The sequence below is a fragment of the Thermostichus sp. MS-CIW-15 genome, assembly GCF_054060575.1.
Genome location: NZ_JBSSDI010000009.1, coordinates 51,169 through 67,127 on the forward strand (window position 1 = coordinate 51,169; position 15,959 = coordinate 67,127).

11 protein-coding genes are annotated in these 15,959 nt (G+C 62.1%); 9 read left to right on the plus strand and 2 right to left on the minus strand.

The window, feature by feature from the left end; genetic code table 11:
* Nucleotides 1–11 precede the first annotated feature (11 nt).
* Nucleotides 12–164 (minus strand): chlorophyll a/b-binding protein, encoded by a 153-nt coding sequence (locus ACVW0R_RS05005; RefSeq protein WP_011429120.1) that lies wholly within the window; start codon nucleotides 162–164, stop codon nucleotides 12–14.
* 279 nt (nucleotides 165–443) lie between these two features.
* On the opposite strand from ACVW0R_RS05005, the gene ACVW0R_RS05010 reads away from it, so the two are divergent.
* The 9 genes from ACVW0R_RS05010 (at nucleotide 444) to carA (ending at nucleotide 14,331) form a co-directional block, all read left to right on the plus strand.
* Nucleotides 444–665, plus strand: coding sequence for a photosystem I reaction center subunit IV (locus tag ACVW0R_RS05010; RefSeq protein WP_011429119.1), 222 nt, complete (start codon nucleotides 444–446; stop codon nucleotides 663–665).
* Nucleotides 666–710: 45 nt separating this feature from the next.
* Nucleotides 711–1,562 carry a DNA-formamidopyrimidine glycosylase gene (locus ACVW0R_RS05015; protein WP_457501744.1) on the plus strand — a complete coding sequence of 284 codons (852 nt, stop codon included), beginning with the start codon at nucleotides 711–713 and terminating at the stop codon, nucleotides 1,560–1,562.
* 111 nt (nucleotides 1,563–1,673) lie between these two features.
* Nucleotides 1,674–2,264 carry a pentapeptide repeat-containing protein gene (locus ACVW0R_RS05020; protein WP_011429117.1) on the plus strand — a complete coding sequence of 197 codons (591 nt, stop codon included), beginning with the start codon at nucleotides 1,674–1,676 and terminating at the stop codon, nucleotides 2,262–2,264.
* A gap of 97 nt (nucleotides 2,265–2,361) precedes the next feature.
* Nucleotides 2,362–2,958: a response regulator gene (locus ACVW0R_RS05025; protein WP_414389042.1), complete on the plus strand. Its 597-nt coding sequence runs from the start codon at nucleotides 2,362–2,364 to the stop codon at nucleotides 2,956–2,958.
* A 163-nt stretch (nucleotides 2,959–3,121) separates the two neighbouring features.
* On the plus strand, nucleotides 3,122–10,477 hold the full coding sequence (gene hpsA / locus ACVW0R_RS05030; RefSeq protein ID WP_457501745.1) for a hormogonium polysaccharide biosynthesis protein HpsA: 7,356 nt from the start codon (nucleotides 3,122–3,124) through the stop codon (nucleotides 10,475–10,477).
* A 57-nt stretch (nucleotides 10,478–10,534) separates the two neighbouring features.
* Nucleotides 10,535–11,299 carry a prepilin-type N-terminal cleavage/methylation domain-containing protein gene (locus tag ACVW0R_RS05035; RefSeq protein WP_099812579.1) on the plus strand — a complete coding sequence of 255 codons (765 nt, stop codon included), beginning with the start codon at nucleotides 10,535–10,537 and terminating at the stop codon, nucleotides 11,297–11,299.
* Between the two features lie 54 nt (nucleotides 11,300–11,353).
* The gene (locus ACVW0R_RS05040; RefSeq protein WP_457501746.1) at nucleotides 11,354–12,481 is read left to right on the plus strand and encodes a PulJ/GspJ family protein; all 1,128 of its coding nucleotides are present in this window, start codon (nucleotides 11,354–11,356) and stop codon (nucleotides 12,479–12,481) included.
* Nucleotides 12,482–12,486: 5 nt separating this feature from the next.
* Nucleotides 12,487–13,047: a pilus assembly FimT family protein gene (locus ACVW0R_RS05045; RefSeq protein ID WP_457501747.1), complete on the plus strand. Its 561-nt coding sequence runs from the start codon at nucleotides 12,487–12,489 to the stop codon at nucleotides 13,045–13,047.
* A gap of 96 nt (nucleotides 13,048–13,143) precedes the next feature.
* Nucleotides 13,144–14,331, plus strand: a complete 1,188-nt coding sequence (carA, locus tag ACVW0R_RS05050; protein ID WP_457501748.1) for a glutamine-hydrolyzing carbamoyl-phosphate synthase small subunit — start codon at nucleotides 13,144–13,146, stop codon at nucleotides 14,329–14,331.
* A 7-nt stretch (nucleotides 14,332–14,338) separates the two neighbouring features.
* Here the strand turns inward: carA and ACVW0R_RS05055 are convergent, their stop codons facing one another.
* Complete coding sequence (locus tag ACVW0R_RS05055; protein WP_457501749.1) at nucleotides 14,339–15,949, minus strand: UDP-N-acetylmuramoyl-L-alanyl-D-glutamate--2,6-diaminopimelate ligase; 1,611 nt, start codon at nucleotides 15,947–15,949, stop codon at nucleotides 14,339–14,341.
* Nucleotides 15,950–15,959 lie beyond the last annotated feature (10 nt).

Here is a 15,959-nt window from a genome sequence, read left to right on the forward strand (position 1 = left end):
AGCTGAGTTTTCTAGATCAGGCCCAGCCAGGAGGCGACGCCTTGGCCCGTCACCGCTTCGATGACAATGGCCAACACAAAGCCGATCATGGCCGCGCGGCCGTTGAGACGCTCGGCATATTCGTTAAAGCCAAACTTGGGCTCAGACAAGTTGGGGTTGGACATGGAAACCTCCAGTTAGGGCTTGGGAAGGGCTACAAGAGGAGCACCTGCCCTTCAGTATAGTTTGCATTTCTTCACATCGCAACACCAGCCGCTTCCGACGGCAGCAGGGGAGTGGCAGCCTTGGGGGCTGGGCTTTGCCCTAACGCAGGGGCGGCACCAGCGTCCAGAAGATTCCCACCTGCAGGGAAGCCACAGGGATCCCCGTTACAAAAATTCGGAAATCGCAGCCTTCTCACGGACTAGGGTAATCTGAAGGGCAGGTCAATGGAGAGAACCTCTATGGCGATTCAGCGTGGTGCCAAAGTCCGGGTGTTGCGGAAAGAATCCTACTGGTATCGGGATGTGGGAACGGTTGCGGCGGTGGATACCAGCGGCATTCTCTACCCGGTGATCGTCCGCTTCGACAAGATCAACTACTACAACATCAACACCAACAACTTCCGCGAAGATGAGCTGGAAGTGGTGGAGGAGCCCAAGCCCAAAGCCAAAGCTTCCAGCTAAGGCTGCCCCTGCCAACTCAACCAAGCTCTTTGGCTTCCTCTTCCTGTGCCCGAGCTGCCGGAAGTTGAAACCGTCAGGCGGGATCTGCAGCGCCTCACCCTGGGTCTGTGCATCCTGGCGGTGGAGGTGCTTCTCCCTCGCACCGTGGCCTACCCCGGCAAAGACGAGTTTGCGCAGGGGCTGGCAGGCAGCTGTTTGACCCAGTGGCAGCGGCGAGGCAAATATCTTCTGGGATCCCTGGACTCTGGAGCGGTTCTGGGCGTGCATCTGCGCATGACCGGGCAACTGCTCTGGGTTCAGGGATCCGCGCCTTTGCCAGCCCATACCCGGGTTCGACTGTGCCTGGAGCAGGGGTGGGAGCTGCGCTTTGTTGATCTGCGCACCTTTGGCCAGATGTGGCTGGTGCCCGCCGGGGTGGAGCCGGAGACGGTGATCCCTGCCCTGCAGAGCTTGGGGCCGGAGCCGCTTTCGCCGGCCTTTTCCGAGGCCTATTTCCAAGCTGCCTTGCAGAAGAGCCGCCGCCCCATCAAAGCCGCCTTGCTGGATCAGTCGCTGGTGGCGGGGGTGGGCAACATCTACGCCGACGAGGCCCTGTTTCTGAGCGGCATCCACCCCTCAACACCCGCCGCGCAGCTTTCCGACGCTGCCAAGAGCCGCCTGCGAGAAAGCCTGATCCAGGTGTTACGGGCCGGGCTGGAGCAGCGGGGCACCACCCTGCGGGATTACCGGGATCTGCGTGGGCTCAACGGCAACTACCAGGGGCAGGCGTGGGTGTACGGTCGAGAAGGGGATCCCTGTCGCCTCTGTGGCACCCCCATTCAGCGGAGTAAGCTCTCGGGCCGCTCGGCCCACTTTTGCCCCCGCTGCCAGCCGCCTCCAGGCCGGGTTGAGACTTGATGGCGTATCTCCCGCCAACGGCTATAGTTCTAGGTTGATCTCCAGCTCCCCTCTCCCTCTGGGAGAGGGGCCGGGGGTGAGGGTCAGCCAGGAGGGATCCCCGTGAAAAAAATGGCATGGTCCCAGTGCTGGGTCGGTCTCCTCGGCGGGGTGGTCGGGATCGCGGCACTTCCTGTTTTTGCCCAACTGGAGCTGGATGCCCAACTGGGCCGATCCCAGGTTGTTGCCCCCAGCAAAGATTGCCCCGCCTGCGATCTGACGGGAGCCGAGCTGCCGGGAGTGGATTTGAGCGGCGCCAACCTGAAAGAAGCCATCCTCAGGCAGGCCAACCTGCAAGCTGCCGACCTCTCTCAGGCGATCCTCAACTTGGCCGATTTGCGCGGCGCCAACTTGCGCGGCTCGGATCAGGGCGGGGCCTTTCTGTGGGAAGCCGATCTCAGCCAGACCAACCTGCAGCAGACCAATCTCACCGGCGCCAACCTGCAGGTGGCCAACCTCAGCGGCGCCGACTTGCGCGGGGCCGTCCTCGTCGGTGCCGACCTCACAGGAGCCAACCTGCGCCAGGCCGATCTGCGCGGGGCCGACCTGCGCGGCGCTTTTTTGGAAGCAGCCGATCTGACAGGCGCCCTCTACAACGCCCAAACCCAACTGGATCCCACCCTGAACCCCGGCGCCCGCGGCATGGTCTTTGTGAAAAACTAGCTCCCCTGTCCCTGAGGGAGAGGGGCTGGGGGTGAGGGCTAGCTCCCTCTTTTGGGCAGATTAAGCTTAGCCCTCTCATAGGCCGGGATCCCCTGCCATGAGTTCCCCTGTCCGGGTTCTGATTGCCGACGACCATCCCCTGTTTCGGCTGGGGCTAAAGTTTGCCCTGCAAGCGCAAGGATTTGAGGTGGTGGCCGAAGCCGAGACGGGATCCCAGGCCGTTGAGTACTGCCGCCGTTGCCCCGTCGAGGTGGCCCTTTTGGATGTGCGCATGCCGGATGGAGACGGGATCCTGGCCTGCCAGCAGATTGTCGAGCTGGGCCTGCCGGTGGTGGTGGTGATGATGACCACCTTTCAGGAGCCGGGTCTGATTGAGGCAGCCCGCCGCGCCGGGGCCAAAGGCTACCTTTCCAAAGAGACTGACCCGGCGGAATTGGCCCGCGTCATCCGTCAGATTTTGTCCAACCCCGAACGAGACTGGCTGCCTGCCCGACAGGAGCTGCCCAAGCTCACCCCCCGCGAGCTGTGTGTGCTGCAACTGATGAAAGAGGGCTTGGCCAACAAACAGATTGCCCGCCGCCTCGGCCTCAGCATCGAAACCGTGAAAGAATATGCCAGCGCCGCCTACCGCAAGCTGGACGCCAATGACCGCGTCACCGCCCTGCTCAAGGCGCAACAACTGGGGATTTTGTAAAAGGATTCTGAGAATTTCTTAAAAATCTTGAACTTGAAAAGGGCAAGCCAGCACCTCCCCCCAGAGGTGGGGATGTTTGAAACTTCGGATCCCTTGCATACTGTTGCTATCCTGGCGTTCCCCCAGAGGCTACTTCTTTTTCCCCGTTATCCGAGATACGGCCATGTCTGCTCCTTCCCCGCTGTTGCTCAAACTTGCCCTGCGCCTGCTCAGCTCTCTGAAGATCCCGGTGGATCGGCGCAGGATCCGCGAGCGCGGCTTTGTGCTGCCGGTCGCCATCTTAATTGTGCTGGTGTTGAGCTTGGTCACGGTGGGCCTGCTGACCCGCTCCACCCAGCGCAACATCCAAACCCAGGTGGAACGGGCGGGGCAGACGGTTAGCCGGCAACTGAACGCCGCCATCGACCGGGCACGGGCCAAGATCGACTACCTGATACGCGATCCCCGCCTGCCCGCAAGCAACCCCACCGATGCCCAATTGGTTGAGGCTTTGATTAACGATGGGGCGGGAGAGCTGATCCCGCGGGATGAGAACGATCCCTACATCCTCCCCGATGAAACCCAGTTCGTAATTACAACCAACATCGAGGTAGAGGATCCCAACAACCCCGGGCAAACCCTGCCCGTGCCGGTGCGGGCGCCGGCCTGGTGGTTTTTGGTGGACACCGACAACAACGGCGTCAACGACTCCGTAACTGCCTACACCATTCTCAACACCCGTCGGGCCGGCGGCAGGGACTTTGAGGACAGCCGGCTAACGGATACGGAGCGGGCGCGGCGCCTGATGATCCGCAGTGGCCCCCTGCAGGGCTCGGCCTTGGCTGGCTGCAACGATAACCCCCTTCAGCAGACGATCAACCCCAACGTGGGAGACTGGTTCCAGGTGGGATCGGCGCTGTACAAGCCTTTCCAGGTCTTCGCGGTCACCTTGCCCATTCAAGGGGCCGACTCCACCACCCGCGCCATCTCGGCTTTGCAATTCCAGCAGGATCGCAAGCGCGATCTGCTCAACAAGTGGGGGGCCTTCAGCCGCGGCGACCTAGAGTTTTTCTTCACTCCCGGCTACAACTGGAACGGCGCCATCTACGCCGGCGGCAGCCTCTTTTTCCGCTATGCCCCCAACAACTTGTTCCGGGCTTTCCTGATCAGCTCGCAGGAATCCTGCTTCTACATGCCTGCAGATAACTCGGAGATTACGGCCTTCGGGGAGCTGGTGGCAGGAGCCATTGGCTACGCCGGCCAGCAGGTGAGCGATACTCTGATTTTCGATGTTCACTCTGGCGAGCAAAACAAAGCGCCAGAGGTGCTGGCTCGGTTGAACAACCAAAATTTTGACTCGGTGCAGAACCAGGTAGAGCCAGAAAATGTGGCGCTGGATCCGCTGGAGCTCCACCTTTTCGGTCGCATTCGCACCCGGGGATCCTATGCCCAAGATGCATCGGGATGGGCGGCTTCTCCCCTCAACGCCAAGAACCCTCGCAGCCCTGGGCGGATCAAGGCCGGTGGTTTTCAGGCTGGTGCCGACCAGGTCTGCCCTCCCTATGTAGACGATGTCTATCGGGCTGACAACCGCTTTGGCCCCAAAGCCAGCTACGACCGTCCGCCTGTAACTCCTGACCCGCAGAGGGGCTGCGACGTGGACACCTTTGCTCAGAGGTTTGGTGTCGGTGCCGGTAGCCCGATTCCTCCTAATGCCAGGAACAACCAGAATGAGTCTTTGACCGAGGACAACCCACCCCCAGGCGCCCTTTCCGAGGTGGGCTTGGATGGCTACTGGGAGCGGCGGGCCCGTGTGGAGGGCTTGCGGGTAATTGTTGGGCAGCGGCTAGAACTAACCCGCACCGATTCTTTGCCTTTGCCTCTGGTGCCGCCTGGGGATTCCAACGATCCCACCAAGCTGCAGGCCATTTTCATCAGCAACGAGGCGCGGCAACGGCTAACCCTGCGAGATAACCCAGCGGCGGTGCAGGCTACAGCCGTTTACCACTACAGCCACCGAGATGGGCGCTTTCCCATTGCCTGCCTGGCCACGGTGGCTCACCCCGGCACTCCCTGGAGCTTGCAGCGGGCTTCCACCTTCCCTACCGGCGACCAGCGCACCCAACTGGGCATCAACTTCTTTACCGGCGAGGGCACCAACGTTTGGGAATATGACCCAACCCCGATGCAGGCTCGGCTAGCTCGGGGCACCCCCTTGTGGACGGCCCTCACCAACCTGGCCAATTTTGCCGGCGATCCCGATGGGGCCTACCCACCCAGGCAAGAATCGGGCCGCATTCATCCGGATCCGTTCATCACCGCCTTTGGCAACTTCTCCGAGCTGCGGCGGGTGATCGAGACAGTTAACCGAGGCACCCCTGTCGACCAGCTCAGTCTAGCCGACCAAACCACGCTGCAGACGGCAGGCTGCATGCTGGGCATGCTGGCCGATAACATTCTGCGCATTCGGGAAGCCGCCACCCGCAGCAATCCTGATCCCACAGCTCAAATCCTTTGGAACGACATCCAAGCCAGCCGAGCTGGGAACCGAGAGGCGGCCAATCGGTTTTATCTGCCGCTGCGCTACATCTTCCCGACCACCAGTTTCAACCAGACGGATACCCTGGAAACGGAGCGGCGCAGCGCTTACTCCTTCCTTCCGAGCACAGTCAGCTATCAGGCTGTAACCAACTTAAACGAGGTTGCTCTGGAGCCCCGTTCTGGAATTGGCAACTGGGCTTTGCCCCATGCCCCAGCCAATTGCACTGCTGCTGGCCCCAATAGCAACCAATTTGATCTCATTCGGATTGGTAACCAGTGTCATCGCGTGCCCTTCAAAGATTCTGTCTTTTACGATGGCCGCGAGGCAATGGCGGTGCGGGCCCTCAACATCGACCTGGCCCTTTTGACCAACAACGTCAACGGACAGGCCAGGGGGTTGATTAACGGGGACACTTGGCTGCCTGCCGGCATTGGCGAGAACCGAGAAGGGGGGATTTTCTACGCCTTCCGGGAAGATGCGGTACGGGAGGATGCCATTGCCCGCCCGCCCTTGGGCACCTTTGCTGCCTATCAACAAGCTTGGCGACGTGGCACGCTGGGCAGCGCCGACATCATGAACGCTGGTCAGCCGAATCGAGGCACGGCCAACGGCCAAACGGTCTGGGATCCCCCTGTTTCTGATCAAAACCTCAGCCCCAAGCCGGTGGACTACTACGCGGATCCGGATCGGCGGCCCTATGGCTTCCGGCTGCGCAATGGGGCAAGGCTGGCTCGCGGCGGGTTTAACCTCGATGAGGCTGTCTTTGGTCTCTCCTTTGTTTCTGATAACCCCGTCTACATCCAAGGAGACTTTAACCTGCACCAGACGAGGAACGGGCAGCGGCTGGAGGAGTTCACAACTCTCCTCAACTTCGGGGCGGATGGCCTCTACAGAAACTTCTACGGGCGGCTCCGGAAGGATGAAGACCGGCGCTTTGCCCGGGCGGCGGAGGATCTCTGGCGGCCCAGCGAGGTCTTGGGCGACTCGGTGAACATCCTCTCTGCCGATTTCTGCGATGGCAGCATTGATGATGCCTTTGTCCAGGATGGCACCCTCAACGGCGGCGGCAGCAGCTACGTGCCCGGTCAAGACTACGCCGGTGGACGGGCCTCAGCCCCTCGCCGCAACGACTATTACGGCTGCAGCGGGCCAAACCTAGGAGCCAACACTTCCTTCCTCAACCAGGCCCTGGTGATCCGGGGCAACAACTGGCCGGCTCCGGATCCGAATAGCGCTGGTGCTGGCGTTCTGCGCTTTGACAACACCAACGGGGCCCAGAACCTGGGCGACAACCTCAACCAGCCGGGTTGGCCGGATGTGTTTGCCCGCGACACCATTCTGGCTCCCTTCGACAACGCCGATTCGGATCCCAATAACGATGACAGAACGGCGGGCGGTGGCGTGCCGGCAGTGCGGCCCTTGCGGGCACCCGATGTGGGCTATGCCAACTTCGGCACTCGCATCTCCGCTTTGGGCAACCCGGTGCTGGATACCTCCCGCTGGCTGCTGGTGGCTCCACTTGGGCCTTGCCCCGAGCCTGAAGGAGGCGGTGGCCTATTGGCCGAGTACTACAACGGCTGGCTGAGCAACCCGCAGAACCGGTACAACCGCAACACAGGGTTTGCCACCAACCGTATTGACCAGGTAGTAGGCCCCCTGCCTTCAGACGCTCAAGATGCCAACCTGCCCTACCTGCGGGCAGTGCGCTGGCCGGATCCGGTGTTCCCGGCGCAAGGAGTACCTGACGCCATTGGTCAGTACAACAATGGCTATACCACCAATGCGCCTACCTGTAATCCAAGTGGCACCGACAACCAACGCTGGGCCTGCGTGCGCAATGCTATCGATAACCCGACCAACCTAGCCCCCTTTGCCCGCAGCGGTAGCGGTTTCCCTTGGTGGGGCGGCTTCCAGTACTTTTTTGGCACTAGCACATCGCTGGACTCTCGCTCGCCTTTCAAACGGCGGCTGTACAACAATCCCCCCAGCTGCAACGGCTCTTTGTCTGACATCCTGCAGCCCCTCTGCCGTTTGTCACTACCGCCTGGCAGCCCCGATCGGCGGGATCGCGGCGATTGGTTCTGGATGCCCAGTTGTGGGGAGCCCGATGGCAACAATGGCTTTACGAATCTGCTGACCGATGCAGATGAGCTCAACTTCCCGAGTCACTTCAACTTCTGGCGCTCCTGCTGGCGGCGTAGAAGCGGCTCAGGGCCGAATGGCAACAGCAACGGCAACGACTTTTTCGCGGTGCGCTGGGTAGGGGAGCTGTATCCGCGTTGGCCGGGCCTGCAGACCTACCGCATTTTCGAGGGCGACGACGGCGTGCGGCTGATCATTCGGCGGCGGGACGGCTCCGATGCCACTTTCGAGAACCGCGGAGTTTGGAACGGAACTCCCCTCAACCTAGGGCCAAACGCAGCAGGGGCCGAAGCCTGGCAAGATGGCGGCGCCAACGAGGTTGCCCTGCGATTGGAGCTGGAGTGCGCGGATCCAAGCCAGCCCTCGCCCTACTTAATAGAGATCCAAACTTACGAAAATACCGGCAACGCCCGGCTACGCTTTGCTACCCGCGATGGCAGCGAGTGGGAAGACTACGACCTGCGGTACCTGAAGCCGTTGAAGGGGGTAAACCAACCTTGCCAGCCGGATCCGCTGAAGCCTTTAGCACCCAACCAGAAGCGCTGCGCAACCCCCCTCAACTGCAATCCCATCTGGGCAGACTGGACTCCTGCATGTGACCCCAACATCTGTCAGCAAACCACTATTCGCCAAACCAGAACTGCCACCTTGCCTGCCGGTTGCCCTGGCACTCCGCCAACACCGCAAACTCGGACGATCACCTGCTACCCTCAGTACAACTACGGGCCTTGGTCAGATTGGACGCCTCAGTGTACCCCGCAGCAGCAGTGTAGCGGCACCAGCATCACCCAAACCCGCAGCCGCACGGTAACGCCGCTCTGTACCAGCCAAAGCCCCTTCACCGAAACCGAAACCCGAGCCTTTACCTGCCAGCCTCCGGGGGCTACCTGCACCTATACAGACTGGACTCCTGCGTGCACGGTGGCCAATGGCGGCCTGACCATAACTCAGACCCGCACCGAAACCTGCACCTCGATTTGCGGAACCACCACCAGGCAGCAAACCCAGACGGTCACCTGCCAGAAGATCTGCAACTACAACTGGGGCCCTTGGTCACCGGCCAGTTGCGATGAGGTCATCGACCAGATCGCCTGCGGCACAACCAAAACCTTTACCCAAACCCGAACGGGCACCCTCATCGCCGGCAACAGCAGCCCCACCTGCTCGCCCACTACAACGCAGACACAATCTTTAACCTGTCAAGGGCGGCCTTGCGGGTCGAGCACCTTTGCCCCAGAAGCTCCTTCCAAGAGCCCCTTGGGCGAGTGGATGGCAGCCAAGCCCAACACGGTGGAGCTGCGCCCTGTCCACGAAATCCAAGCCGATCCAGAGCCGGAGACGATCGGCGTGAACACGGTGGCCAAGGCTTCTACTGAAGGCGTGACCATTGCTCTGGAGCCGCAGCTCTCGCCGGTGCTGGAGGTGAAGGCGGGAGTGCCCAAGCCGCCCAAGTGGCCCAACCCTGCCGAGGCTCTGCAGGCGGCCTTCAATTGGATGTTTGGTGAGCCCGCCTATGCTGCCCGCGCCGGACTGAGAGGCAATTTGCTCTCCAGCCAGATCGCCAACCCCAGCAAAGAACCCGGCATTCGCCCTGCCGAGAGTGGTGCTTCTCCGATTTCCGGAACTCTTAGCCTAGGCACCGACGACTGGGCGCGGCAACTGCGGCGGCGATTGCTCAATCCCAATGGAACTGTTCGCTGTGACTCAGAAGAAAAGGTCACTCCCACCGACGGTGGCTTCTGGGTACCGGGGGTGTTTCGCCCCAACTTCAACGACCGCTTCAAGTACACCGCCTACACCGGTGACAGCCGACCCAGCACTCTGCGTACCATCGGAGGTGCTGATCCCACCTTTGAGGATCTCAACGGCAATGGCGCTTGGGATCCAGGCGAGCCGACGAACGTTTTGGATCGGGATCCGCTGTTTGGGTTTGATTTGGATCCCAACAAGCCAGGGCTAGAGATCCAGCCCCAGATGGCGCTCAACCCCTACGCCCGCGTCAACAAAAATGCTGCGGCGCAGGGTTACACCCCCGCATCCAGGTACGCGGACGGCTACTACATCGATCACAGGGGGAGTGAAAACATCCGCAACGGCCTGTGCTTCTACGTCAAGCCCAACGGCAACACCATCCAGGTGCAAATCGACCGGGATGGCGGCGGTGGCAATAACCCTGAGTGGGTAGATGTGGAGCCCTTCACCCTGGATCTGAACAAGCCCACCACCGGCTTTGCCGGCAACAACCCTGTGCTGGGGGTGATCCTGGACGAGGTGACCCGTCGGCCCATTCCCATTCCCCGCTTCCAAGAGCTGGCTTCAACCGATGTGAACCAGCGCCGCCGCAACGACAACGGCACCCAAAACCGGCAGCTCCAGCCGGCCAGGGAAACGCGGGTAAATGCCATTGCCATCAGCGGTGTGATCCCGTCTCGGCTGGATCAGACGGGCGGGGGCATGCACAACTTCCTGCGCCTCAACGAGCTGTGGAGAGATGTCAACCTCTTTTTCAGCGGCTCGATGATCCAGCTCAACTACAGCACCTATGCTACCGGCCCCTTCCTGCAGCACAGCTTTGAGCCGCCCAGCCTAGTGTCAGATCCAACCTTCGTGCGCGGTTACGACTACTACTACCCACCCAATCGCCGCTTCGGCTACGATGTGGGCCTGCAAATTGCCCGTCGTCCCAGCGCGGTGTCGGCTCGCTTCCAATTCCCCTCCAACGCGCGCACCGAGTTCCTGCGCGAGCTGGATCCACAGGATCCGTATGTGCGGCGGCTGCGCTGCGAGCTTCAGAACCAGCCGGATGTGCCGTTGGATCCGTCTGCCCAGATTGGCGGCTGCAATGAGTTCAACTGATATCAACCCGTTCGGCCAGGGGTAGATTCAAGGTAGGGGCAAAGCAGGGAGGGATCTATGGACAAGGGACGGATTTGGCGGCAACCAGCAGCAGAGGGCTTTACCCTCATCGAGGTGTTGGCTTCGGTGATCATCGTGGCGCTGGCCATGGCTGCTCTTGCCCCTGCCCTTACCTTAGTTGCCTACCGGCGGGCCATGAGCGAGCGGGTGGAGCTGGCCAATCGCCTGGCCCAGGAGGAGGTGGATCGCATCCGCACCCTGGTGGATATCGAGCTGGCTGCTGCTCCAAGGGCTTTTCAGGATCCAGTTCGGTTGGCCCAACTGCCTATGGTAGGAGCCGACCCGCTGGCAGACACCCCACCCCCTGACGAAATGCCCGCCGATGCAAATGCCGGCAACTACATGCACAGAGACGAGTATTCTCTTCGCCTGGCCCAAGTTCAAGTGCCGGGGCGGAATCCGGAAGAGTACGTCATCCAAACCTTCCGCGACGAGGGGGCACCCTGCATCGACCGGCGCCAAAATGAGATCATCGCGGGAGTGCCCTGCAGCTTTCGCATGGGGGTGAGGGTTTACCACCGCTTTTCTTTCGACCCGCAGACTCGCCAAGCGCTGCCTGGATTGGGAACAGAGGTGGTTTCGGCCAACCAGAACTTGGCCAATGCCGATGTCTGGCTCTTTCCCATGGCCGCCTCGTTTGTAGAAGTCAACCCCGCCGCCAACTTGGGAGATGTTTGCCGGCAGATAGCCATCGCCAGAGGTGAGGATCCCGTCGAGAGGTGCCGGGCTTTCCCCCTGCCTACCAATCCTCCTCAAACCTGAGGTAGAGCCTGAGTTCCTTCCCGCAAACCTGTTGAAAGATGGGGGTGTTGCCCTATGGTTTTCAAGAGTTTTCGCCGCCGAGCCAGCAGAGGGTTTACCCTCATTGAGTTGTTGGTCTCGCTGCTGATTGCCTTCATCTTTCTCCTGGCCACAGGGATGATCGTCGTCGAGACGATGCGGCTGGATCGGGAGGAGACAGGGCGCACCCAGGTGCAGGCGGAGCTGACCCAAGCCATGGAATATATCCAGCAGGATCTGGCGGAGGCTCTCTACATTTACAACGACACCGAACAACCCAATGGAGACGGGATCCCGGATGTTATCCAGCGGCTTTACACCCCCGGCTGGATCCGCCAACCCGCGGGCGCTATCCCGGTTGTCGCCTTTTGGAAGCTGGAGCCGATCCCGCAGGGATGCTACGCGGGCAACCCCACCTTGCAACAGATTCGCGAAGGCCGTGCTAGATTGCCCAACCAACCACCTGATGGGTTCCCGCGCGACCAGAACGGCAGAAATGCGGATTGGGAAACGCTGCTCAGCCGCCGCGGCATCTACACCTTGGTGGTGTATTACCTGCGCCGCAACTACAACAACGCCGGCAACTTGGCGGATGGTTCGACAACCCCTTGGGAAGGCAACGCGCGGATCGAGCGTTTTGAGCTGAGACCTTTTGCAAGGCAGGGGAACAACGACTGCGCCGGGCGCAGCCCGTTCTTTGTCGAAGATCCCGATCCTTTCCGAGATGGTTTTCTCGCTTGGCCTTCCGAGCAGGCCCGAGCACGCCAGATCCCGATTGCCGGCAGGACAGATGGCCCCCGCCTGACAACTCTGGTCTCCAACATCTTCAGCAGCCGGGAGGGAAGTCCGCAGGTGGCGCCCGCTTGCCCGCAGGGCTATGCCTTTGGCGGGGGCAAGCCCGATGGCGTCCCCTTCTCGGGGTTGGGAAATAACCAAAACGACGTGGGCTTCTACGTCTGCGTGCGGCAAAGCCCCGGTGCCGACCGACCGCAGGATGTGATCATCAACATCACGGCAACCGCCATGGAGCGGGCCAACCCCGGCCTCTTCCGCCGCTACATCCAGGATGCCACCAGCGTCGATATCTCAGAGGTGTCGCGCTACCTGCTGCCGCTGCAAACTCGGGTCTTCGCCCGCGGCGTTATCAACCGTCAACTCTCCTAGGGGGAATGTCCAGTATGTTGGCCTTGGAGAAAAAAACAATTGGCCGAGCTCAGCCGCTTCGATCCCTGGGCTTTACGCTGGTAGAAGTCCTGGCGGTGGTGGTTATTATCGGCATTCTGGCCGTGCTGGCCGTCCCCTCCGGGATCAACATCTGGGCGCGGATCCAACTGGAGGATGCCCAAAACAAGGTGGAGCGCGCCCTGCGCACTGCCCGCACCAACGCCAGGGCTTCTCTCCTGGGCCGAGCTTGGGTGGTGGGGGTGGACAATTCAGAGCCAAACGTGCCGACTCTGGTTATCCAGGATGAGGAGGGCCTCTGCGATGAACCTACCCCCTGTCAGCGGCTACGCCTGAATAATTTTGTTACTGTCAGCAATACCTTCAACGGCGGAAGGGCCGTTTTCGACTCGGAGGGGCGGGCGCGTCAGTTGGGGCGCTTTGTAGTCAGCAGCACCTACTCCCAAGGCGAGAACCGCTGCGTGGTGGTGAGCACGTTGATCGGCACCCTGCGCAAGGACAACAACCCCGAGTGTGGCAACGTGGCCAACGAGCCGGAGGAAGTCTAGTTGGGGTAGGATAGGCAGGCTGCCGATCCCGGTCCATTGCCCTCACCCCCAGCCCCTCTCCCTTTGGGAGAGGGGGGTTGTCTAGGTTCACAGGTTATGGTCTCCTCAACTCTTGAAGCTCCGGAAAAAGTCTTCCCCTGGCACGCTCGGCAGCCGGCTCTGTTGGTGCTGGCCGATGGCACCGCCTTCCCCGGCTGGTCGTTTGGGGCGCCAGGCACGGCGGTGGGCGAGGTGGTGTTCAACACGGGCATGACCGGCTACCAGGAGGTGATTACCGATCCAAGCTATCGGGGGCAGTTGATCACGTTCACCTGCCCGGAGTTGGGGAACACCGGGATCAACGAGCTGGATCAGGAGTCGGCCCGGCCCCAGGCCGCCGGGATCATCGCCCGCAACGTGTCGCGCCTGGCCAGCTCCTGGCGGGCCACAGGAACCCTGCCTGAATATCTAAAAGGGCACGGGATCCCGGGCATTGCTGGGGTGGACACGCGGGCCCTGACGCGGCGGCTGCGCTCCCAGGGGGTGATGAATGGGGCCATCTCGACGGAGATCCTGGATCCGCAGGCGTTGCTGGAGCGGGTGCGCCAGGCCCCTTCCATGCAGGGGCTGAGCCTGGTGGCAGAGGTAACAACCCCTAAGCCCTACGAGTGGCTGGAGCCCACCCCCGCCGACTGGGACTATGGCCGCAGCCAAGGGATCCCGATTCCGGATCCCCCCTTGCGGGTGGTGGCGCTGGATTTTGGCATCAAGCGCAACATCTTGCGCCGCCTGGCCCGCTACGGCTGCCGGGTGATGGTGTTGCCGGCCCACGCCAGCCCCGAGGAGATTTTGAGTTACAACCCCGACGGGATCCTCCTCTCCAACGGGCCGGGGGATCCGGCGGCAGAGAGGACGGCCATCCGCACCACCCAGGCGCTGCTGCAGAGCGGGAAGCCGATGTTCGGCATCTGCCTAGGCCACCAGATCCTCAGCCTGGCCCTGGGCGGATCCACCTACAAGCTCAAGTTCGGCCACCGCGGCCTCAACCACCCCTGTGGGCTGGAGAAGGAAGTGGAGATCACCAGCCAAAACCACGGCTTTGCGGTGGAGGCCGCTTCGCTCCCTGGGGATGGGGTGGCGATCAGCTACCTCAACCTCAATGACCGCACCGTGGCCGGGATCCGCCACCGCCAGTTGCCCCTCTTTTCGGTGCAGTACCACCCGGAAGCCAGCCCCGGCCCCCACGATGCCGACCACCTCTTTCGGGAGTTTGTCGAGCTGATGCTGCAAAACCGCTCGCGTTAGCCGCCCCTCACCCCCAGCCCCTCTCCCTGAGGGATTCCCTCACCCCCAGCCCCTCTCCCAAAGGGAGAGGGGAGCAGAGGCGTAGGGCGAGGGCGGCACGGGCTTCTTCTCGGTCGTCGAAGTGGATTTTCTCCCTGCCCAGGATCTGGTAGTCCTCGTGGCCTTTGCCGGCAATCACCACCGTATCGCCCGGCTGGGCCTCTAGGATGGCCAGGCGGATGGCTTGGCGCCGATCCACCTCCACCGCCCAGGGGGATCCAGGGATCCCAGCCAGGATATCCTGCAAGATCTGCTGTGGATCCTCGGTGCGGGGGTTATCCGAGGTCACCACCACCCGGTCGGCCCAGGTGGCGGCAATGCGGCCCATCTGTGGGCGTTTGCCCCGATCCCGATCCCCGCCACAGCCAAAGACGCAGATCAGCCGGCCTTGAACTTGCGGGCGCAGGGCCTTGAGCAAGTTCTCCAGCCCATCGGGGGTGTGGGCATAGTCCACGATTACCGTGATGTCCTGCCCCGGCAAGGTTACCCGCTCCATCCGCCCCGGCACCCCGGGAAAATGGGGCAGGGCCGCCTGGATGAGCTCAAGGGGGATCCCCAGGTGCAGCGCCACCCCCACCGCCGCCAGCAGGTTGGCCAGGTTGAAGGATCCCACCAGGGGCGCTGCCACGGCCAAGGTGCCCAGAGGGGTGTGCAGGGTGGCCTGCAGGCCGTTGGGGTGAACTTGAACGTCGCCGGGCCAGAGGGCAGGGATCCCTTCCAGGGGCTGCAGGGAATAGGCCCAGGGCTCCAGAGAGGCTGGGATGGTCTCAAGCAGCCGCCGTCCCCCCTCGTCGTCGGCGTTGACCACCGCCCGCCCCTGCAAGTACTCCGGCTGGAAGAGGGTGGCCTTGGCCTGCCAGTAGTTTTCCATGCTGCCGTGGAAATCCAGGTGATCCTGGGTGAGGTTGGTCCAGACGGCAGCGGCAAAGCTACACCCCCAGGCCCGATCCTGGGCCAAGGCATGGGAGCTGACCTCCATCACCGCCACCTCCGCCCCGGCTTCTTTGGCTTGTCTCAGGCTGCGCTGCAGCTCCAGCGGAAACAGGGTGGTGTGGGGGGCTACTTCACAGTGCCCAGGCCAGCGGTTGTAGAGGGTGCCCAGCAAAGCAGTGGGGCGACCGGCGGCCTGCAGCAGATGCTCGATGAGATGGGTGGTGGTGGTCTTGCCGTTGGTGCCGGTAACTCCCACCAGGGTAAGCTGGCGGGCGGGAAAGCCGTAGAAGGCCGCCGCCACCTGGGCCAGGGCCCTGTTGATGCCGCTGCGGGGCAAAACCAGAATGGGCTGACTGCCTCCTCCAGCCTCTCCGCTAACTTTCTCCCAAGCCTCCTGGGCAATAAGGGCAGCCACGGCTCCTCGGGTGAGCGCCTCGCGGACAAACTCGCCGCCGTCAACGCGGGATCCCGGCATCCCCAAAAACAGATCCCCCGCCTGCACCTGGCGGGAATCGGCGCAGAGGCCTTTTACCCACACTCCTTCTAGGGATCCCTGGACCACTTGGGGTTGGATCCCGGCTTGGTTGAGCAATTGGCCTAGAGAAGGCTCCGCACCGCTAACGCCAACGATCCCGGCAGTCTCCATGTCACCTCTC